The organism is Saccharothrix stipae (assembly GCF_054781895.1).
In genome coordinates this window covers 400,292-413,917 of record NZ_BAAGTN010000001.1, presented here as the reverse complement: position 1 = coordinate 413,917, position 13,626 = coordinate 400,292, and the positions used below count along the sequence as shown (strand labels likewise).

The window sequence follows — 13,626 nt, the reverse complement described above, 5'->3', positions numbered from 1 at the left end:
GTTCCCAGAATAGGGGACGCCAGGGCCCACCCCACGTGATCAGCATCGCTGACCGCGACGCCTCGATCACGGCCGGCAATCGGATCACCGGATGACTCGGTTTCGTGCAGAAACCCGTGGTTATCATGCGGAGATGCTCCGACGCACTTACGACGACCAGGTCTGCTCCGTCGCACGCACACTTGAGGTCGTCGGCGAGCGCTGGACGCTGCTGATCGTGCGGGACGCCCTGTCGGGCGTCACCCGGTTCGACGGCTTCCTCAACCGCATGCCGATCGCGCGCAACGTGCTCAGCGACCGCCTCAACGGCCTGGTCGAGTACGGCGTGCTGGAACGCGTGCCCTACCAGGACCGGCCGCCGCGCCACGAGTACCGGCTCACCGCCCGGGGACGCGAGCTGACACCGGTGATCCTGGCGCTCACCGCCTGGGGCGACCGCCACCTGCCGACGCCCACCGGTCCGCCGAGCGTGGCCGAGCACGCGGGCTGCGGCGGGACCGTCCGCACCCGGATGATCTGCGACTGCTGCGAGCAGGAGGTCGCGCCCGGCACCGTGGTCAGGCGGTCAAACGACGCTGCCACCACACCAGGACGGGCCCGACGATGAGCTCGACGGCGAGCAGCACCAGCATCAACGCGTGCGGCTGACCGACCGTCAGCCAGGACACGAGCCGCGCCAGCCCGCCGACGAACACGGCCGCGCTGACGAACCGCAGCACCGCGGTGGCCTCGCGGACGCGGGGCACCACCGACAGCAGCGCCACGCCGATCGCGAGCCACATCGCCGAGAAGAACCGGTAGTTGCTGTCCAGCGTCGGCCCGGGCTCGGGGCTACCCGGCAGCAGCACGGTCGGTCCGAGCACGACCTCCAGCAACCCGGTGACCGCGGCGAACAGCCCGAGCACCGCCACCACCGCTTGGAACGCCTTCACTGCGACCCCCGTCGTCCGAGCGCGCCGACCTCCGCCGACCTCGGCCGATCCGCCGGAGCCGGCGGACGTCGTGCGGCAGAAGGAGATCCCGCGTCACGATCAAGCTCCCCGGCGTGACGGTACCACCGGGTAACTTCAGCGGACTTCAGCGGGCACGCGGTGGCGGCCGGCGGGTGCCGGTGCGGCTCAGCTCGCGGCCGGGGGAACCGAGGTCGGTGTCGGTTCGAACGAGGCGAGCATCTGCTGCAGGGCGGCCTGGTCCGGGCCGACGAACGCGTCCGCCGAGGGCGCCTCGGAGAGCGTCCGCAGGAGTTCCCCCGTGCGGTCCACGGCCGGCGGCAGGTGGGCGCTGAGGATGAGTTCCGGGTTCATGGCGTGCAGCGGCGCGACCGTGTCGAGGTAGAGGTTCCGGTCGACCGAGTGCACCCACGGGCTGTCCACCGAGGCCCACAGGAGCTGCCCTGCGCGCAGGTCGGCGGACGGGATGGCGGCGACGTCGTCGGCGAGGGCGCTCTCGACGGTCGCCACGGGGGAGCCGAAGCAGTCGGAGCTGAACAGGGCGCCGCTGCGGTCGTCGTGGAACCCCACGGTCGCGGGGCTGTCGTACAGCGGCGGGCGGAGCGCGGTCAGCCGCCGGTCGCCCACGTCGATGGTCTGGCCCGGGTTGAGCAGGTACACGCGGTTCAGCGGCAGGGGGCGTTCGGTGGACATGATGCCCGCACCGATGAAGGTCGTGATCACCCGCGCCTTGGGCGCGGCCGTGAGCAGGTCGAACAGACCGCCGGTGTGGTCGCGGTCGGGGTGGGTGAGCCAGATCCACTCGACGTCGGCTGGGTCGATGACGGCACTGATCGTGTCCACGAAACGGCGGTTCGGCAGGCTCAGGCCCGTGTCGACGACGACGGGTTGGCTCGCGTGCAGCACGAAGGCGTTGACGGTGAGGAACCCCATTCCGGGCACCTCGACGTGATCTGCGATGACGCTGATGTCGCGCCGGACTCTGTTGATGTTCATCGGGTGTCCAATCCCCGAGGTGTGGTGAGCCGTCGAGGGTATGTCCGGGTCGGCCGGAGCGCCGGACGGGTCAGCGCACGCCGCGCGGGCGGAACTGGACGCTGATGCGCGGGCCGACGGCCCCGGTCGCCTTGGGCACGGCGTGCTCCCACGTCCGCTGGCACGACCCGCCCATCACGATCAGGTCGCCGTGGCCCAGCGCGTACCGCACGGTCGCGCCGCCGCCACGCGGGCGCAACGCCAACGCGCGGGGCGTGCCGACGGACACGATCGCCACCATCGTGTCCTCGGTGGAACCTCGCCCGATGGTGTCACCGTGCCAGGCCACGGAGTCGCGCCCGTCGCGGTAGTAGCAGAGGCCGGCGGTGCGGAACGGCTCGCCGAGCTCCTCGGCGTACCAGGCGCTGAGCTCGGCACGCGCCAGCGTCAGCACGGGGTCCGGGAGCGGCACGTGCTCGTCGTAGAAGCAGAGCAGGCGCGGGACGTCGACCACGCGCTCGTACATCTGCCTGCGCTCGGCCCGCCAGGGCACCTCGTCGGCCAGGCTCCGGAACAGCGCGTCCGCGCCGGTCAGCCAGCCGGGGAGGACGTCGACCCAGGCGCCGTCACCCAGCGCGGTCCGCCGCACACCGGTCAGCGGGCGCAGCCCCGGCGCCTCGGCGCCGTCGTCGAACAGCGACACCTGCATGGCAGCAGCATAACGCGAGGTCGAACAAGTGTTCGACCCCAATGAGTTCTATAGCTTCAGTGTTGACTAAAAAGCTCAGGCGTCCGGTTCGGGCTTGCGCCGCCGACCGCCGGTGCGGACCGGCTTGGAGGCATCGTCGACCGGCTCGGTCTGCTGCTTCCCGGCGGCCGCGTCCGCGGTGCCGGGGTGGTCGGCGAGCAGGATGGCGGCCAGCTCGTCGTAGATAGGTGTGCTGCTCATGGAAGATCCTCTACCCCGTTTGGACGGAAGTTACACGCGTGCTCTAGGACACCTACGGCCAGGGTTGCGAAAAGGATCGACGTCGGGCGGAATAGGTCCGATTCGTCCGGGTTCGCCACTCGTTGGTGACCCGGCGCACAACTCGCTAGTGCTTCCGATAGACGGATGTCCTAGTAATCTGGAGGCAGTTCCGCGCTGCCGAAGGAGCCAGTCGTGACCGCTGCCCCGCTGCACACCCCGCTGCACACCCCGCTGCACCCGGTCCGCTTCGTGACGGCGGCCAGCCTGTTCGACGGGCACGATGCCGCGATCAACATCATGCGCCGGATCCTGCAGTCCCAGGGCGCCGAGGTGGTGCACCTGGGGCACAACCGCTCGGTGCGCGAGGTCGTCGCCGCGGCCGTGCAGGAGGACGTGCAGGGCATCGCGATCAGCGCCTACCAGGGCGGGCACGTCGAGTACTTCAGCTACCTGGTCGAGCTGCTGGCCGAGCGCGGCGCGGGGCACATCAAGGTCTTCGGCGGCGGTGGCGGCGTCATCGTGCCCGAGGAGATCGAGCTGCTGCACTCGCGCGGGGTGGCGCGGATCTTCTCCCCGGCCGACGGTCAGGAGCTCGGCCTCGCCCGCATGATCAACACCATGGTGGAGGCGTGCGACCACCCGCTGGCCGAGCGCCCGCCGTCGTCGTGGGACGGCCTGTTCACCGGCAGCGAGGACGTGCTGGCCAGGGCGATCACGTTCATCGAGGCGGGTGCGCTGCCCGGGGACGTGCGCGAGCGGATGGCGCGTGCGGCGGCGGAGCGCCCGGTGCCGGTGCTGGGCATCACGGGCACGGGTGGTTCGGGCAAGTCGTCGTTGACCGACGAGCTGGTGCGCCGGTTCCGGCTGGACCAGCAGGACAAGCTGCGGGTGGCGGTGCTGGCGGTCGACCCGACCCGCCGCCGCGGCGGCGGTGCGCTGCTCGGCGACCGGATCCGGATGAACTGCCTGGACGGCGACCGGGTGTTCTTCCGCTCGCTGGCGACCCGCCGGGCGGGCTCGGAGGTGCCCGACGGCCTGGCCGACGCGATCGTGGCGTGCAAGGCGGCCGGGTTCGACCTGATCGTGGTGGAGACGCCGGGCATCGGCCAGGGTGACGCGGCGATCGTGCCGTTCGTGGACCTCTCGCTGTACGTGATGACGCCGGAGTTCGGCGCCGCGTCGCAGCTGGAGAAGATCGACATGCTGGACTTCGCCGACGCGGTGGCGATCAACAAGTTCGAGCGCCGCGGCGCGGAGGACGCGCGCCGGGACGTGGCGCGGCAGCTGGTGCGCAACCGGGAGGCGTTCGGGGTGTCGTGGGAGGACATGCCGGTCTTCGGCACGTCCGCGGCGACGTTCAACGACGACGGCGTGACCGCGTTGTACCAGCACCTGCGCGGCGAGCTGGGGCAGCGGGGGCTGGACGTGGCCGAGGGCGCGTTGCCGGTCGTGTCGGGCAAGGTCTCGACGTCGGCGGCGACGGTGGTGCCCGCGACGCGGGTGCGGTACCTGGCCGAGATCGCCGAGACGGTGCGGGGCTACCACCGTGCCACCGAGACGCACGTGGACGCGGTGCGGCGGGTGGCGCACCTGGTGGCGGCGCGGGCGGAGCTGGAGGCGGCCGGGCACGACACGGCGGCGATCTCGGCGCTGGTGGAGTCGGCGCGCGGGCAGGTCGACGCGGTGTCGGCGGAGCTGCTGGCGTCGTGGCCGGGGGTGGTGGACGCCTACAGCGGTGACGAGATGGTCGTGCGGGTGCGGGACAAGGAGATCCACACCAAGCTGACCCGGGAGACGTTGTCCGGCAACAAGGTCCGGCGGGTGTCGTTGCCGCGCTACGAGGACGACGGCACGTTGCTGCGGTTCCTGCGCAAGGAGAACCTGCCCGGTCACTTCCCCTACACGGCGGGGGTGTTCCCGTTCAAGCGGGACGGTGAGGACCCGGCGCGGATGTTCGCGGGGGAGGGTGACGCGTTCCGCACGAACCGCCGGTTCAAGTACCTGTCGAAGGGGTCGGAGGCGACCCGGTTGTCGACCGCGTTCGACTCGGTGACGCTGTACGGGCGCGACCCGGACACCCCGCCGGACGTCTACGGCAAGATCGGCACGTCGGGTGTGTCGATCGCGTCGCTGGACGACATGAAGGCGCTCTACGCCGGGTTCGACCTGACCGCGCCGTCCACGTCGGTGTCGATGACGATCAACGGTCCGGCGCCGACGATCCTGGCGTTCTTCCTCAACACGGTGGTCGACCAGCAGGTCGACAAGTTCCGCGCCGAGCACGGGCGGGAGCCCTCGGCGCAGGAGGCGGCGGAGCTGGAGGCGTGGGCGCTGTCGACGGTGCGGGGCACCGTGCAGGCGGACATCCTCAAGGAGGACCAGGGGCAGAACACCTGCATCTTCTCCACCGAGTTCTCGTTGCGGATGATGGCCGACATCCAGGAGTGGTTCATCCGGCGGAAGGTGCGCAACTTCTACTCGGTGTCCATCTCGGGCTACCACATCGCCGAGGCGGGGGCGAACCCGATCAGCCAGCTCGCGTTCACGCTGGCGAACGGGTTCACCTACGTGGAGTCGTACCTGGCGCGGGGCATGGCGATCGACGACTTCGCGCCGAACCTGTCGTTCTTCTTCTCCAACGGCATGGACGCCGAGTACAGCGTGATCGGCCGGGTGGCGCGGCGGATCTGGGCGGTCGCGATGCGCGAGCGATACGGGGCGAACGAGCGGTCGCAGAAGTTCAAGTACCACGTGCAGACGTCCGGTCGGTCGTTGCACGCGCAGGAGATGGACTTCAACGACATCCGGACGACGTTGCAGGCGTTGTGCGCGCTGTACGACAACACGAACTCGTTGCACACCAACGCCTACGACGAGGCGATCACGACGCCGACGGAGTCGTCGGTGCGCCGGGCGATGGCGATCCAGCTGATCATCAACAAGGAGTGGGGGCTGTCGGCGAACGAGAACCCGTTGCAGGGCTCGTTCGTGGTCGAGGAGCTGACCGACCTGGTCGAGGAGGCGGTGCTGGCGGAGTTCGACCGGCTCTCCGAGCGCGGTGGTGTGCTGGGTGCGATGGAGACCGGCTACCAGCGGGGTCGGATCCAGGACGAGTCGATGCTGTACGAGCAGCGCAAGCACGACGGTTCGCTGCCGTTGATCGGGGTGAACACGTTCCTGCCGGAGGACGGCGGGCGGGAGCACGTGACCATCGAGTTGGCGCGGGCGACGGAGGACGAGAAGCGGTCGCAGGTGGAGCGGACGCGGGCGTTCGCGGTGGCGCACGCGGCCGAGGCGGAGCCCGCGTTGCGGCGGTTGAAGGAGGCGGCGGCGTCGGGTGAGAACGTGTTCGCCGTGCTGGTGGACGCGGCGCGGGTGTGCACGCTGGGGCAGATCACCGAGGCGTTCTTCGAGGTGGGCGGCCAGTACCGGCGCAACGTCTGACCGGTCGGCCGGGCCATCGGCTCGTTGCCGCGAGGCGGATTCGCGGTACTACCCTTTCGGTCACCAGATCGGGGAGGGGGAGCATGACGGATCCGCTCGCGCTCTCGGTGCTCGGCGCCGCGGCGCTGACCGAGGGCATCAAGTTCCTGTACGGCCAGGCGACGGAGCTGCTGCGGCGGCGTCGGGAGCGCCGGGACGAGGCGGCCGGGGTCGGTGCCGTGGAGGTGGAGCCGGCGGACGTGCCGGAGCTGGAGGGCGAGCTGCGGTTGCCGCTGCGCGCCGACGGCGCGGTGCTGGACCGGGTCGAGCCCGACCTGCGGGAGCTGCGCCGCAAGCTCCAGGACTACGCCGACGGGGTGGAGCCGATCGCCTCGGACGACCGGGACCTGCTGGAGTCGGCCGACGCGGTGCGCGCGCTGCTGGAGGCGGTCTACGGGCAGCGCATCACGTTCCGCGGCGAGCGGCGGGCGTCCTCCGGCCCGGTGGTCGAGGGTGAGATCGACGTGGACGTCGTGGCCGGGTACGCGGCGGCGGTCCGGGCGCGTGCGATCACCGGCGGCGCCACCGTGCGCGCGTCCGTGCGGGCCAACGAGGTGGCCGAGGGCGGCGAGGTCGTCGGTGTGGACGTGGATCGGATCGGCGGGTGACCGACCCGGCTTACACCGCCTCACCGAGGCCGAGCTGCTCTTCGAGCACGTGGTCGCGCGACGGTTCGGCGTGTCGCCCCGGTACTTCCCGGGCAAGGTGGGAGGCGGGTCGTCGGCCGGTGGGGACGCGAAGTCGCTGCTGATCCGGCTGGGCAACCAGCTCGCCGCGCTCCGGCCCGGCGTGATGGGCGCCGACCTGGACGTGCGGGTCGAGCAGACGGTGGGCGAGGTGCGGGGCCGGGCGACCGGAGTGCGCTGGTCGAGGACCGGTGGTACCGCGACAGCGGTCGGTCCGACCTGCTGGACAGGTACCGCGCCCGTGCGGCGGTGGTGACGGGGGACTGGCGGACCGCGGCGGAGCTGTTCGCCGAGGTGCCGGCGGACGAGCTGGACGACCCGCCCGCGCACCGCGAGGAAGTCGCCCGCGACCTGTTCTACTGCGGCCGGGCGTTGGCCGGGCTCGGTGACCAGGACGGCGCCCGCCGGGTGTGGGAGCCGGCGTTGCGCTGCCCCGACAACGCGGCCTGAAGGACAGCAGGACGACTGCGCGGTTCCCGCCCCGATGTTCGGCCGCTCGTATCTGAACCCCTGCTCCGAAACTCCTATTGAGTGAACCCAAAGGAGCAACCCGGGGCGGTGAAGCCCGATGAAGTGGATAACCGGAGGATCATTCGCAATTCTGGCGTGTGCGTTGGTGGCCGGCTGTGCCGAGGAGCCCGGACGGCCGGTGTCCGGGCAGGCGACCACCATCCAGTCGGCGGCGCCGGGGGAGCCCGACGTGGGCACCGCACCCGCGGAGCCGGGGACGGTCGCACCCCCCGCGCCGGGGGAGCCCACCACGCGCGACACGCCCAAGACCGACAAGGACGACCTGCCGGGGGTGCCCGGCAGTCCGATCACCTACGACCCCACCAACCTCCAGGGCTTGCACCCCGAGCGGGTGCGGAGGGTGATCGAGGAACGGGTGGCGGCGGAGTTGCCGCCCCACTGCCGGGCGACCCTGTGCGGGATCAAGTTCGCGTACTCGACGACGCAGGACGGCGAGAAGTGCTTCCGGTCGGCCTCGCCGACGACCGTGTACCCCGGCGGCACCATCACGTTGTTCGTCGGGCTCACGTGCGACCAACCCGAGCGGGACGAACCCGTCACGGAGGAGCCCGCACCGGAGGAGCCCGCGCCCGGCGAACCCGAACCCGGCGAACCCGAACCCGGGGAGCCCGAACCGGAGGAGCCGGCCGGACCGACCACCACCACGACCGTGCCGACGGTGGGCGGCGAGGGATGAGCACCGCCGGCACCCGCCGGTCGGTCGCCACACCCGCGCCGCAGGCGGCGCCCGACCCCACCGACCCGCAGACGGGACCGGGGCGGGCGCTGCGGATCGTGGCGTCGGTGGTCGCCAACACGACCCTGCTCACGGCACTGCTGTACTTCTTCGGCCTGGTGGCCACGCAGGTGTTCTTCGCCCACTTCCGGGTGCACTACACCCTGCTCAGCCAGACCCCGGACGAGATCCTGGCGCGTGGCGCGGACGGCCTGTTCATGCCGCTGGCCGGTATCGCGATCGCCGTCCTGGCCGTCACGTTCCTGGCCCGGTACCTCAGGGCGCGGCTGTCGCCACGGCGGTGGGCGGTGTTGCTGCACGTGTGCACGCCGGTCGCCGCCCTGCTCGGGCTCGCCCTGCTCGCGGTGGCGGTGCCGATCACCGTCGACCCCGAGCCGTTCCGCGTCTACCCGGGCCTGCCGGGGTTGGGTTTCGCGGTCGGCGTCGTGCTGCTGGCGTTCGCCTGGCGGCAGTGGGGTGCCACCGCTGGCCGGGGACGCCGGGGTTCCGCGTTCGGCGTGGTGGAGTCGCTGGCGGCGTTCCTGCTGGTCAGCATCGGTCTGTTCTGGTCCGTCGGCGACTACTCGTCCTCGGTCGGCACGCGGCGCGGCGCCGAGACCGAGGTACGGGTGCCGCAGATGCCCGCCGTGGTCGTCTACAGCAAGCAGAGCCTGAACCTGACCGGGGAGGGCGTGCGCCAGGTGTCCTGCGCGCAGGCCGACGCGGCCTACCAGTACCGCTACGACGGGCTGAAACTGCTGCTCCAGTCGGGCGGCCAGTACGTGTTCCTGCCCGCGACGTGGGGATCGTCGGCGGGCACCGCGTTCGTCGTGCCCCGCACCGACTCGCTGCGCCTGGAGTTCGGGCCGCCGGACAGCAGACCGGCGCCGTCGTGCTGACGCCGCCGTGGTGCTGACCGCCGCTCACCGGCTGGAGGCCCGCACCACCAGCCTGGTCGGCAGGAACGCGGGCGACGGCTTGTCGCCGCCGTGCACCATGGTCAGCACGGCCCGTGCCGCGGCCACCCCGATCCCCGCCTTGTCCTGCGCCAGCGTGGTCAGCGGCGGGTCGACCAGGGCGGCCAGCTCGATGTCGTCGAACCCCACCACGGCCAGCTCGTCCGGCACGCGCAGGCCCGCGTGGCGTGCGGCCAGCAACGCGCCCACCGCCATCTCGTCGCTCGCGCAGAACACCGCTGTCGGCGGCTCGGGCAGCGCTATCAGCGACCGCATCGCCGCCTGCCCGCTCGGCCGGTAGAAGTCGCCCTCCACCACGTACTCCGGCGGCACGGCCAGACCCGCCTCGCCCATCGCCGCGCGGAAGCCGTCGAGCCGGTCCGCGGCCGGGCGGTTGGTGCGCGGCCCGGTGATCGTGGCGATCCGGCGGTGGCCCGTGTCGACGAGGTGCCGCACCGCCATCGCCGCGCCGCCGACGTTGTCCGACGTCACGTACGTCGCACGGGGACCGTCGACGGCCACGTCCACCGCCACGCACGGCAGCCCGGACTGGGCGAACGCGGCGAACGCCGGGGCGTCGGACCCGCTGTCGATGAGCACCAGCCCGCCGAGGTGGTGCCGCCTGGTCATGTTCACGTACGCCACCGGGTCGGCCAGCGACGCGCCGACCGCCCGCAGCGCGGCCGACCCGCTCGTGGCGAGCATCAGCAGGTGGTAGCCGTGCGCGCTCAGCGCCGACTTCAACCCGATCAGCAGCTCCTGCAGGTACGGGTGCCGCCAGCCCGGCCTGCGGTGGTCGGTGTCCCACACCAGACCGATCAACCCCGACCGCTTGGTGGCCAGCGCGCGGGCCGACTCGTTGGGCCGGTAGTCCAGCTCGCGGGCCACCCGCTCCACCACTTCGCGCTTTTCCTTGCTGACCGTCAGCGGCTGGTTGAAAACGCGCGAAACGGTCGCCACGGACACCCCGCACAGCTGGGCGATCTCACGGATCGTGGTCATCTCCCGCCTTTCTTTGTAACCGCTTACAGACCCTCCGTCAGGGTGTCCTGACCAGGGTGGACACGGTATCACCTGCGGAAACGTCGGAGCGCTCGATCGGTGAGGTTATCTGTTCGTTACTTGACGGTATCGCGTGGAAACGGCTGTCATGTAGACCACACCGGCCGGGCGCAGATCCCGGTCGAATTCGCCGGAAACCCCCGGAACGACCTGCGCGGGTCCGGCGTGCCCGAATAAGGCCCGCTTTGTGAGGTAGAGGGAGAGCCGCGATATGAGACGAACTCCGACCCTGGTCGGCGTCGGCCTGCTGGCCGCGAGCCTGCTGGCCGGCTGCGGCAGCGGCAGCGGCGACGGCAAGACCAGGATCACCATCGGGCTGTTCGGCAACTTCGGCTACCAGCAGCTGTTCGAGGAGTACGAGAAGGCGCACCCGGACGTCGACATCACCGACCGCACCGCCTCCTACTCCGACCACCACAAGAACCTCGCCGCCCACCTCGCCACCAACAACGGCGCCGCCGACGTCGAGGCCGTCGACGTCGGCTACATCAACCAGTTCAAGGCCAACCCCGGCCAGTTCGTCGAGCTGAAGTCCGACGTCAAGGACCGCTGGCTGGACTGGAAGTGGGAGGGCTCGCTGTCCAAGGACGGCAAGCAGATCGGCTACGGCACCGACGTCGGCGGCCTGGCCATCTGCTACCGCCGCGACCTGTTCGAGGCCGCGGGCCTGCCCGCCGACCGCGACCAGGTCTCCGCGCTGTGGCCCACGTGGGAGCAGTTCATGGCCACCGGCGAGCGGTTCGCGGCCAAGGCGCCGGCCGGCGCGAAGTTCTTCGACGGCGGGCCGACCGTGCTCAACGCGATCGTCGGCCAGGCGCCCACCGGCTACTACGACAAGGACGACAAGATCGTCGTCGGTGACAACGCCGACATCAAGAAGGGCTGGAGCCTCGTCGCCCAAGGCGTCGCCAACGGCCTGTCCGCCGGTCTGCTGCACAGCACCCCGGCCTGGAACACCGGCTTCAAGCAGGGCCAGTTCGCCACCCTCGCCTGCCCGGCCTGGATGATGGCCAAGATCAAGGACCAGGCGCCCGACACCGCCGGCAAGTGGGACCTCGCGGCCGTGCCCGGCGGCGGCGGCAACTGGGGCGGTTCCTACCTGACCGTGCCCAAGCAGGGCAAGAACGTCGACAAGGCCGTGGCGCTGGCCACCTGGCTCACCGCGCCCGAGCAGCAGGCCAAGGTCTTCGCCACCGCCGGCCTCCTGCCGTCCGCGCCGAAGCTCTACAGCGAGCAGTCGGTCGCGCAGAAGACGGACCCGTTCTTCAACAACGCGCCCACCGGCAAGGTGTTCACCGACGCCGCCCGCGCGCTGAAGCCGCAGTACCAGGGCCCGAAGGCCGGTGACGTGCAGACCGAGCTCGGCAACGCCATGCAGCGCGTCGAGCAGGGCAAGCAGAGCCCGGACGAGTCGTGGACGCAGTTCGTCGGCGACGTCAAGAGGCTCGAAGACTGATGAAGACGGACTGGCGCGAACGCCGCCACCGGTGGGACATCCGGTACGCGCCGTACGCCTACATCGCGCCGTACTTCCTGCTGTTCGCGGTGTTCGGCCTGTTCCCCCTGCTCTACACCGCGTGGGTGTCGATGCAGGACCGCAACCTGCTCGACGGCGACGCGGCCACCTTCATCGGCATCGACAACTACGTCGAACTGCTCACCGCGGACCCGTACTTCTGGAACGCCATGGGCAACACGCTGAGCCTGTGGCTGCTCACCACCGTCCCGCAGATCCTGTTCGCGCTCGGCATCGCGCAGCTGCTCAACCGGCGGCTGCGCGGCCGGACGTTCTTCCGGATGGGCGTGCTGCTGCCCAACATCACCTCCGTGGCGGCGGTGACGATCATCTTCGCGCAGCTGTTCGGCCGTGACTTCGGCCTGATCAACTGGGCGCTGGAGCTGTTCGGCGCCGGCCGGGTCGACTGGCAGGCGGGCACCGGCAGCTCCCACACCGCCATCGCCGCGATGGTGGTGTGGCGCTGGACCGGCTACCACGCGCTGATCTTCCTGGCATCCATGCAGGCCATCCCGACCAGCGTGTACGAGGCGGCGCGGCTGGACGGCGCGAGCGCGTGGCAGCAGTTCTGGCGGATCACCGTGCCGATGCTGCGGCCGCAGATCATCTTCTCCACCGTGATCGCCACCGCGGGCAACATGCGCCTGTTGGCCGAGCCGCTGCTGTTCAACCCCGGCGCGGGCGCGGCGACCGGCGGCTCGGACCGGCAGTTCCAGACCGCCGCGCTCTACCTGTACGAGCAGGGCTTCGCGAAGTTCGACTTCGGCTACGCGTCGGCCATCGCGTGGCTGCTGCTCATCGCGACGGTCGTCATCACCGGGCTGAGCTACCTGGCCGCACGCCGCATCCGGACCGACTGAGAGGGCTGGACATGACCACCGTGCTCGAACCGCAGGCGCCGGCCACGCCCGCGCCACCCCGGCGGCGCGGGGCGTTGCGGCTGCCCGGACCGTGGACCTACGCGGCGTTGATCGCGGTGCTCGCCGGGTCGGCGTTCCCGGTGTACTGGTCGCTCGTCGTGTCGTCGCAGACGCCGGACAAGGTCGACAGCGTGCCGCCGGTGCTGGTGCCCGGCGGCAACCTGTTCGCCAACATCTCGCGGGTGTTCGACCAGTCGGACTTCGCGCTGGCGATGATGAACTCGCTGATCGTGTCGGGGACGATCACCGTCTCGGTGGTGTTCTTCTCCACCCTGGCGGGCTTCGCCTTCGCCAAGCTGAGGTTCCGCGGCCGGTCGGCGCTCATGCTGCTCGTCGTCGCCACCCAGGCCGTGCCCACCGAGCTCGGCGTGATCCCGCTGTACATGATGATGAGCGACTTCGGCTGGGCGGGGGAGATCCACGCGGTCATCGTGCCCGGCCTGGTCACCGCGTTCGGCGTGTTCTTCATGCGGCAGTACTTCGAGCGGGCGGTGCCCGACGAGCTGCTGGAGGCGGGGCGGATGGACGGGTGCAGCTCCCTGCGCCTGTACTGGCACGTCGTGCTGCCCGCCGCCCGCCCCGCCGCCGCCGTGCTGGGCCTGTTCACGTTCATGCAGGCGTGGAACGACTTCTTCTGGCCCCTGGTCGTGCTGACCCCGGAGAACCCCACCGTGCAGACCGCCCTGTCCACCCTGGCCAGCGGCTACACCACCGACTACACCCTCGTGCTCACCGCGGCGACCATCGGCACCGTGCCGGTGCTCGCGGTGTTCCTGCTGTTCGGCCGGCAGATCGTCGGCGGGATCATGCAGGGCGCGTTGAAGGGGTGAAGGCTCCGCTTCGCCGGCATCCTTCCCACAGT

General features: G+C 70.9%; 15 protein-coding genes. 10 read left to right on the top strand and 5 right to left on the bottom strand.

Annotated elements, in window-relative coordinates; genetic code table 11:
* The first annotated feature begins 133 nt into the window (after positions 1–133).
* On the top strand, positions 134–607 hold the full coding sequence (locus ACYVLT_RS01805) for a winged helix-turn-helix transcriptional regulator (RefSeq protein WP_461118282.1): 474 nt from the start codon (positions 134–136) through the stop codon (positions 605–607).
* On the opposite strand, the gene ACYVLT_RS01800 is transcribed toward ACYVLT_RS01805, so the two are convergent.
* The 4 genes from ACYVLT_RS01800 to ACYVLT_RS01785 form a co-directional block, all read right to left on the bottom strand.
* Complete coding sequence (locus tag ACYVLT_RS01800; RefSeq protein ID WP_461118281.1) at positions 558–932, bottom strand: DUF4345 domain-containing protein; 375 nt, start codon at positions 930–932, stop codon at positions 558–560. The genes ACYVLT_RS01805 and ACYVLT_RS01800 overlap by 50 nt on opposite strands.
* A 186-nt stretch (positions 933–1,118) precedes the next feature.
* Complete coding sequence (locus ACYVLT_RS01795; RefSeq protein WP_461118280.1) at positions 1,119–1,946, bottom strand: MBL fold metallo-hydrolase; 828 nt, start codon at positions 1,944–1,946, stop codon at positions 1,119–1,121.
* A 70-nt stretch (positions 1,947–2,016) separates the two neighbouring features.
* Entirely contained in the window at positions 2,017–2,634 is a 618-nt protein-coding gene (locus tag ACYVLT_RS01790; protein WP_461118279.1) for an alpha-ketoglutarate-dependent dioxygenase AlkB, read from the bottom strand.
* A 75-nt stretch (positions 2,635–2,709) separates the two neighbouring features.
* Positions 2,710–2,874: a hypothetical protein gene (locus ACYVLT_RS01785; RefSeq protein ID WP_461118278.1), complete on the bottom strand. Its 165-nt coding sequence runs from the start codon at positions 2,872–2,874 to the stop codon at positions 2,710–2,712.
* 228 nt (positions 2,875–3,102) lie between these two features.
* Here ACYVLT_RS01785 and icmF point away from each other — a divergent pair, with 228 nt between their 5' ends.
* From icmF to ACYVLT_RS01755, 6 genes are all read left to right on the top strand, one after another.
* The gene (gene icmF / locus ACYVLT_RS01780; RefSeq protein WP_461118559.1) at positions 3,103–6,339 is read left to right on the top strand and encodes a fused isobutyryl-CoA mutase/GTPase IcmF; all 3,237 of its coding nucleotides are present in this window, start codon (positions 3,103–3,105) and stop codon (positions 6,337–6,339) included.
* 83 nt (positions 6,340–6,422) lie between these two features.
* The gene (locus ACYVLT_RS01775) at positions 6,423–6,986 is read left to right on the top strand and encodes a hypothetical protein (protein WP_461118277.1); all 564 of its coding nucleotides are present in this window, start codon (positions 6,423–6,425) and stop codon (positions 6,984–6,986) included.
* The gene (locus tag ACYVLT_RS01770) at positions 6,958–7,320 is read left to right on the top strand and encodes a hypothetical protein (RefSeq protein ID WP_461118276.1); all 363 of its coding nucleotides are present in this window, start codon (positions 6,958–6,960) and stop codon (positions 7,318–7,320) included. The genes ACYVLT_RS01775 and ACYVLT_RS01770 overlap by 29 nt, the downstream gene beginning before the upstream one ends.
* A complete protein-coding gene (locus tag ACYVLT_RS01765) occupies positions 7,317–7,514 on the top strand; it encodes a hypothetical protein (RefSeq protein ID WP_461118275.1) in 198 nt (65 codons plus the stop codon). The genes ACYVLT_RS01770 and ACYVLT_RS01765 overlap by 4 nt, the downstream gene beginning before the upstream one ends.
* 199 nt (positions 7,515–7,713) lie before the next feature.
* Entirely contained in the window at positions 7,714–8,271 is a 558-nt protein-coding gene (locus ACYVLT_RS01760) for a hypothetical protein (RefSeq protein ID WP_461118274.1), read from the top strand.
* Entirely contained in the window at positions 8,268–9,209 is a 942-nt protein-coding gene (locus tag ACYVLT_RS01755; RefSeq protein ID WP_461118273.1) for a hypothetical protein, read from the top strand. The genes ACYVLT_RS01760 and ACYVLT_RS01755 overlap by 4 nt, the downstream gene beginning before the upstream one ends.
* 24 nt (positions 9,210–9,233) lie before the next feature.
* Here ACYVLT_RS01755 and ACYVLT_RS01750 read toward each other — a convergent pair whose 3' ends face one another.
* Positions 9,234–10,268 carry a LacI family DNA-binding transcriptional regulator gene (locus ACYVLT_RS01750; RefSeq protein ID WP_461118272.1) on the bottom strand — a complete coding sequence of 345 codons (1,035 nt, stop codon included), beginning with the start codon at positions 10,266–10,268 and terminating at the stop codon, positions 9,234–9,236.
* 271 nt (positions 10,269–10,539) lie between these two features.
* Here ACYVLT_RS01750 and ACYVLT_RS01745 point away from each other — a divergent pair, with 271 nt between their 5' ends.
* The 3 genes from ACYVLT_RS01745 to ACYVLT_RS01735 are packed head-to-tail and all read left to right on the top strand — an operon-like array spanning position 10,540 to position 13,594.
* Positions 10,540–11,784, top strand: coding sequence for an ABC transporter substrate-binding protein (locus ACYVLT_RS01745; protein WP_461118271.1), 1,245 nt, complete (start codon positions 10,540–10,542; stop codon positions 11,782–11,784).
* Entirely contained in the window at positions 11,784–12,704 is a 921-nt protein-coding gene (locus tag ACYVLT_RS01740; protein ID WP_461118270.1) for a carbohydrate ABC transporter permease, read from the top strand. Before ACYVLT_RS01745 ends, ACYVLT_RS01740 begins: the two co-directional genes overlap by 1 nt.
* A gap of 11 nt (positions 12,705–12,715) precedes the next feature.
* Positions 12,716–13,594 (top strand): carbohydrate ABC transporter permease, encoded by an 879-nt coding sequence (locus ACYVLT_RS01735; RefSeq protein WP_461118269.1) that lies wholly within the window; start codon positions 12,716–12,718, stop codon positions 13,592–13,594.
* Positions 13,595–13,626 lie beyond the last annotated feature (32 nt).

Excerpts from the sequence above, each read along its gene's own strand:
- ACYVLT_RS01805 (WP_461118282.1), top strand. The coding sequence starts at position 134 with ATGCTCCGACGCACTTACGACGACCAGGTCTGCTCCGTCGCACGCACA.
- ACYVLT_RS01795 (WP_461118280.1), bottom strand. The coding sequence starts at position 1,946 with ATGAACATCAACAGAGTCCGGCGCGACATCAGCGTCATCGCAGATCAC.
- ACYVLT_RS01790 (WP_461118279.1), bottom strand. The coding sequence starts at position 2,634 with ATGCAGGTGTCGCTGTTCGACGACGGCGCCGAGGCGCCGGGGCTGCGC.
- ACYVLT_RS01785 (WP_461118278.1), bottom strand. The coding sequence starts at position 2,874 with ATGAGCAGCACACCTATCTACGACGAGCTGGCCGCCATCCTGCTCGCC.
- ACYVLT_RS01775 (WP_461118277.1), top strand. The coding sequence starts at position 6,423 with ATGACGGATCCGCTCGCGCTCTCGGTGCTCGGCGCCGCGGCGCTGACC.
- ACYVLT_RS01755 (WP_461118273.1), top strand. The coding sequence starts at position 8,268 with ATGAGCACCGCCGGCACCCGCCGGTCGGTCGCCACACCCGCGCCGCAG.
- ACYVLT_RS01750 (WP_461118272.1), bottom strand. The coding sequence starts at position 10,268 with ATGACCACGATCCGTGAGATCGCCCAGCTGTGCGGGGTGTCCGTGGCG.
- ACYVLT_RS01745 (WP_461118271.1), top strand. The coding sequence starts at position 10,540 with ATGAGACGAACTCCGACCCTGGTCGGCGTCGGCCTGCTGGCCGCGAGC.
- ACYVLT_RS01740 (WP_461118270.1), top strand. The coding sequence starts at position 11,784 with ATGAAGACGGACTGGCGCGAACGCCGCCACCGGTGGGACATCCGGTAC.
- ACYVLT_RS01735 (WP_461118269.1), top strand. The coding sequence starts at position 12,716 with ATGACCACCGTGCTCGAACCGCAGGCGCCGGCCACGCCCGCGCCACCC.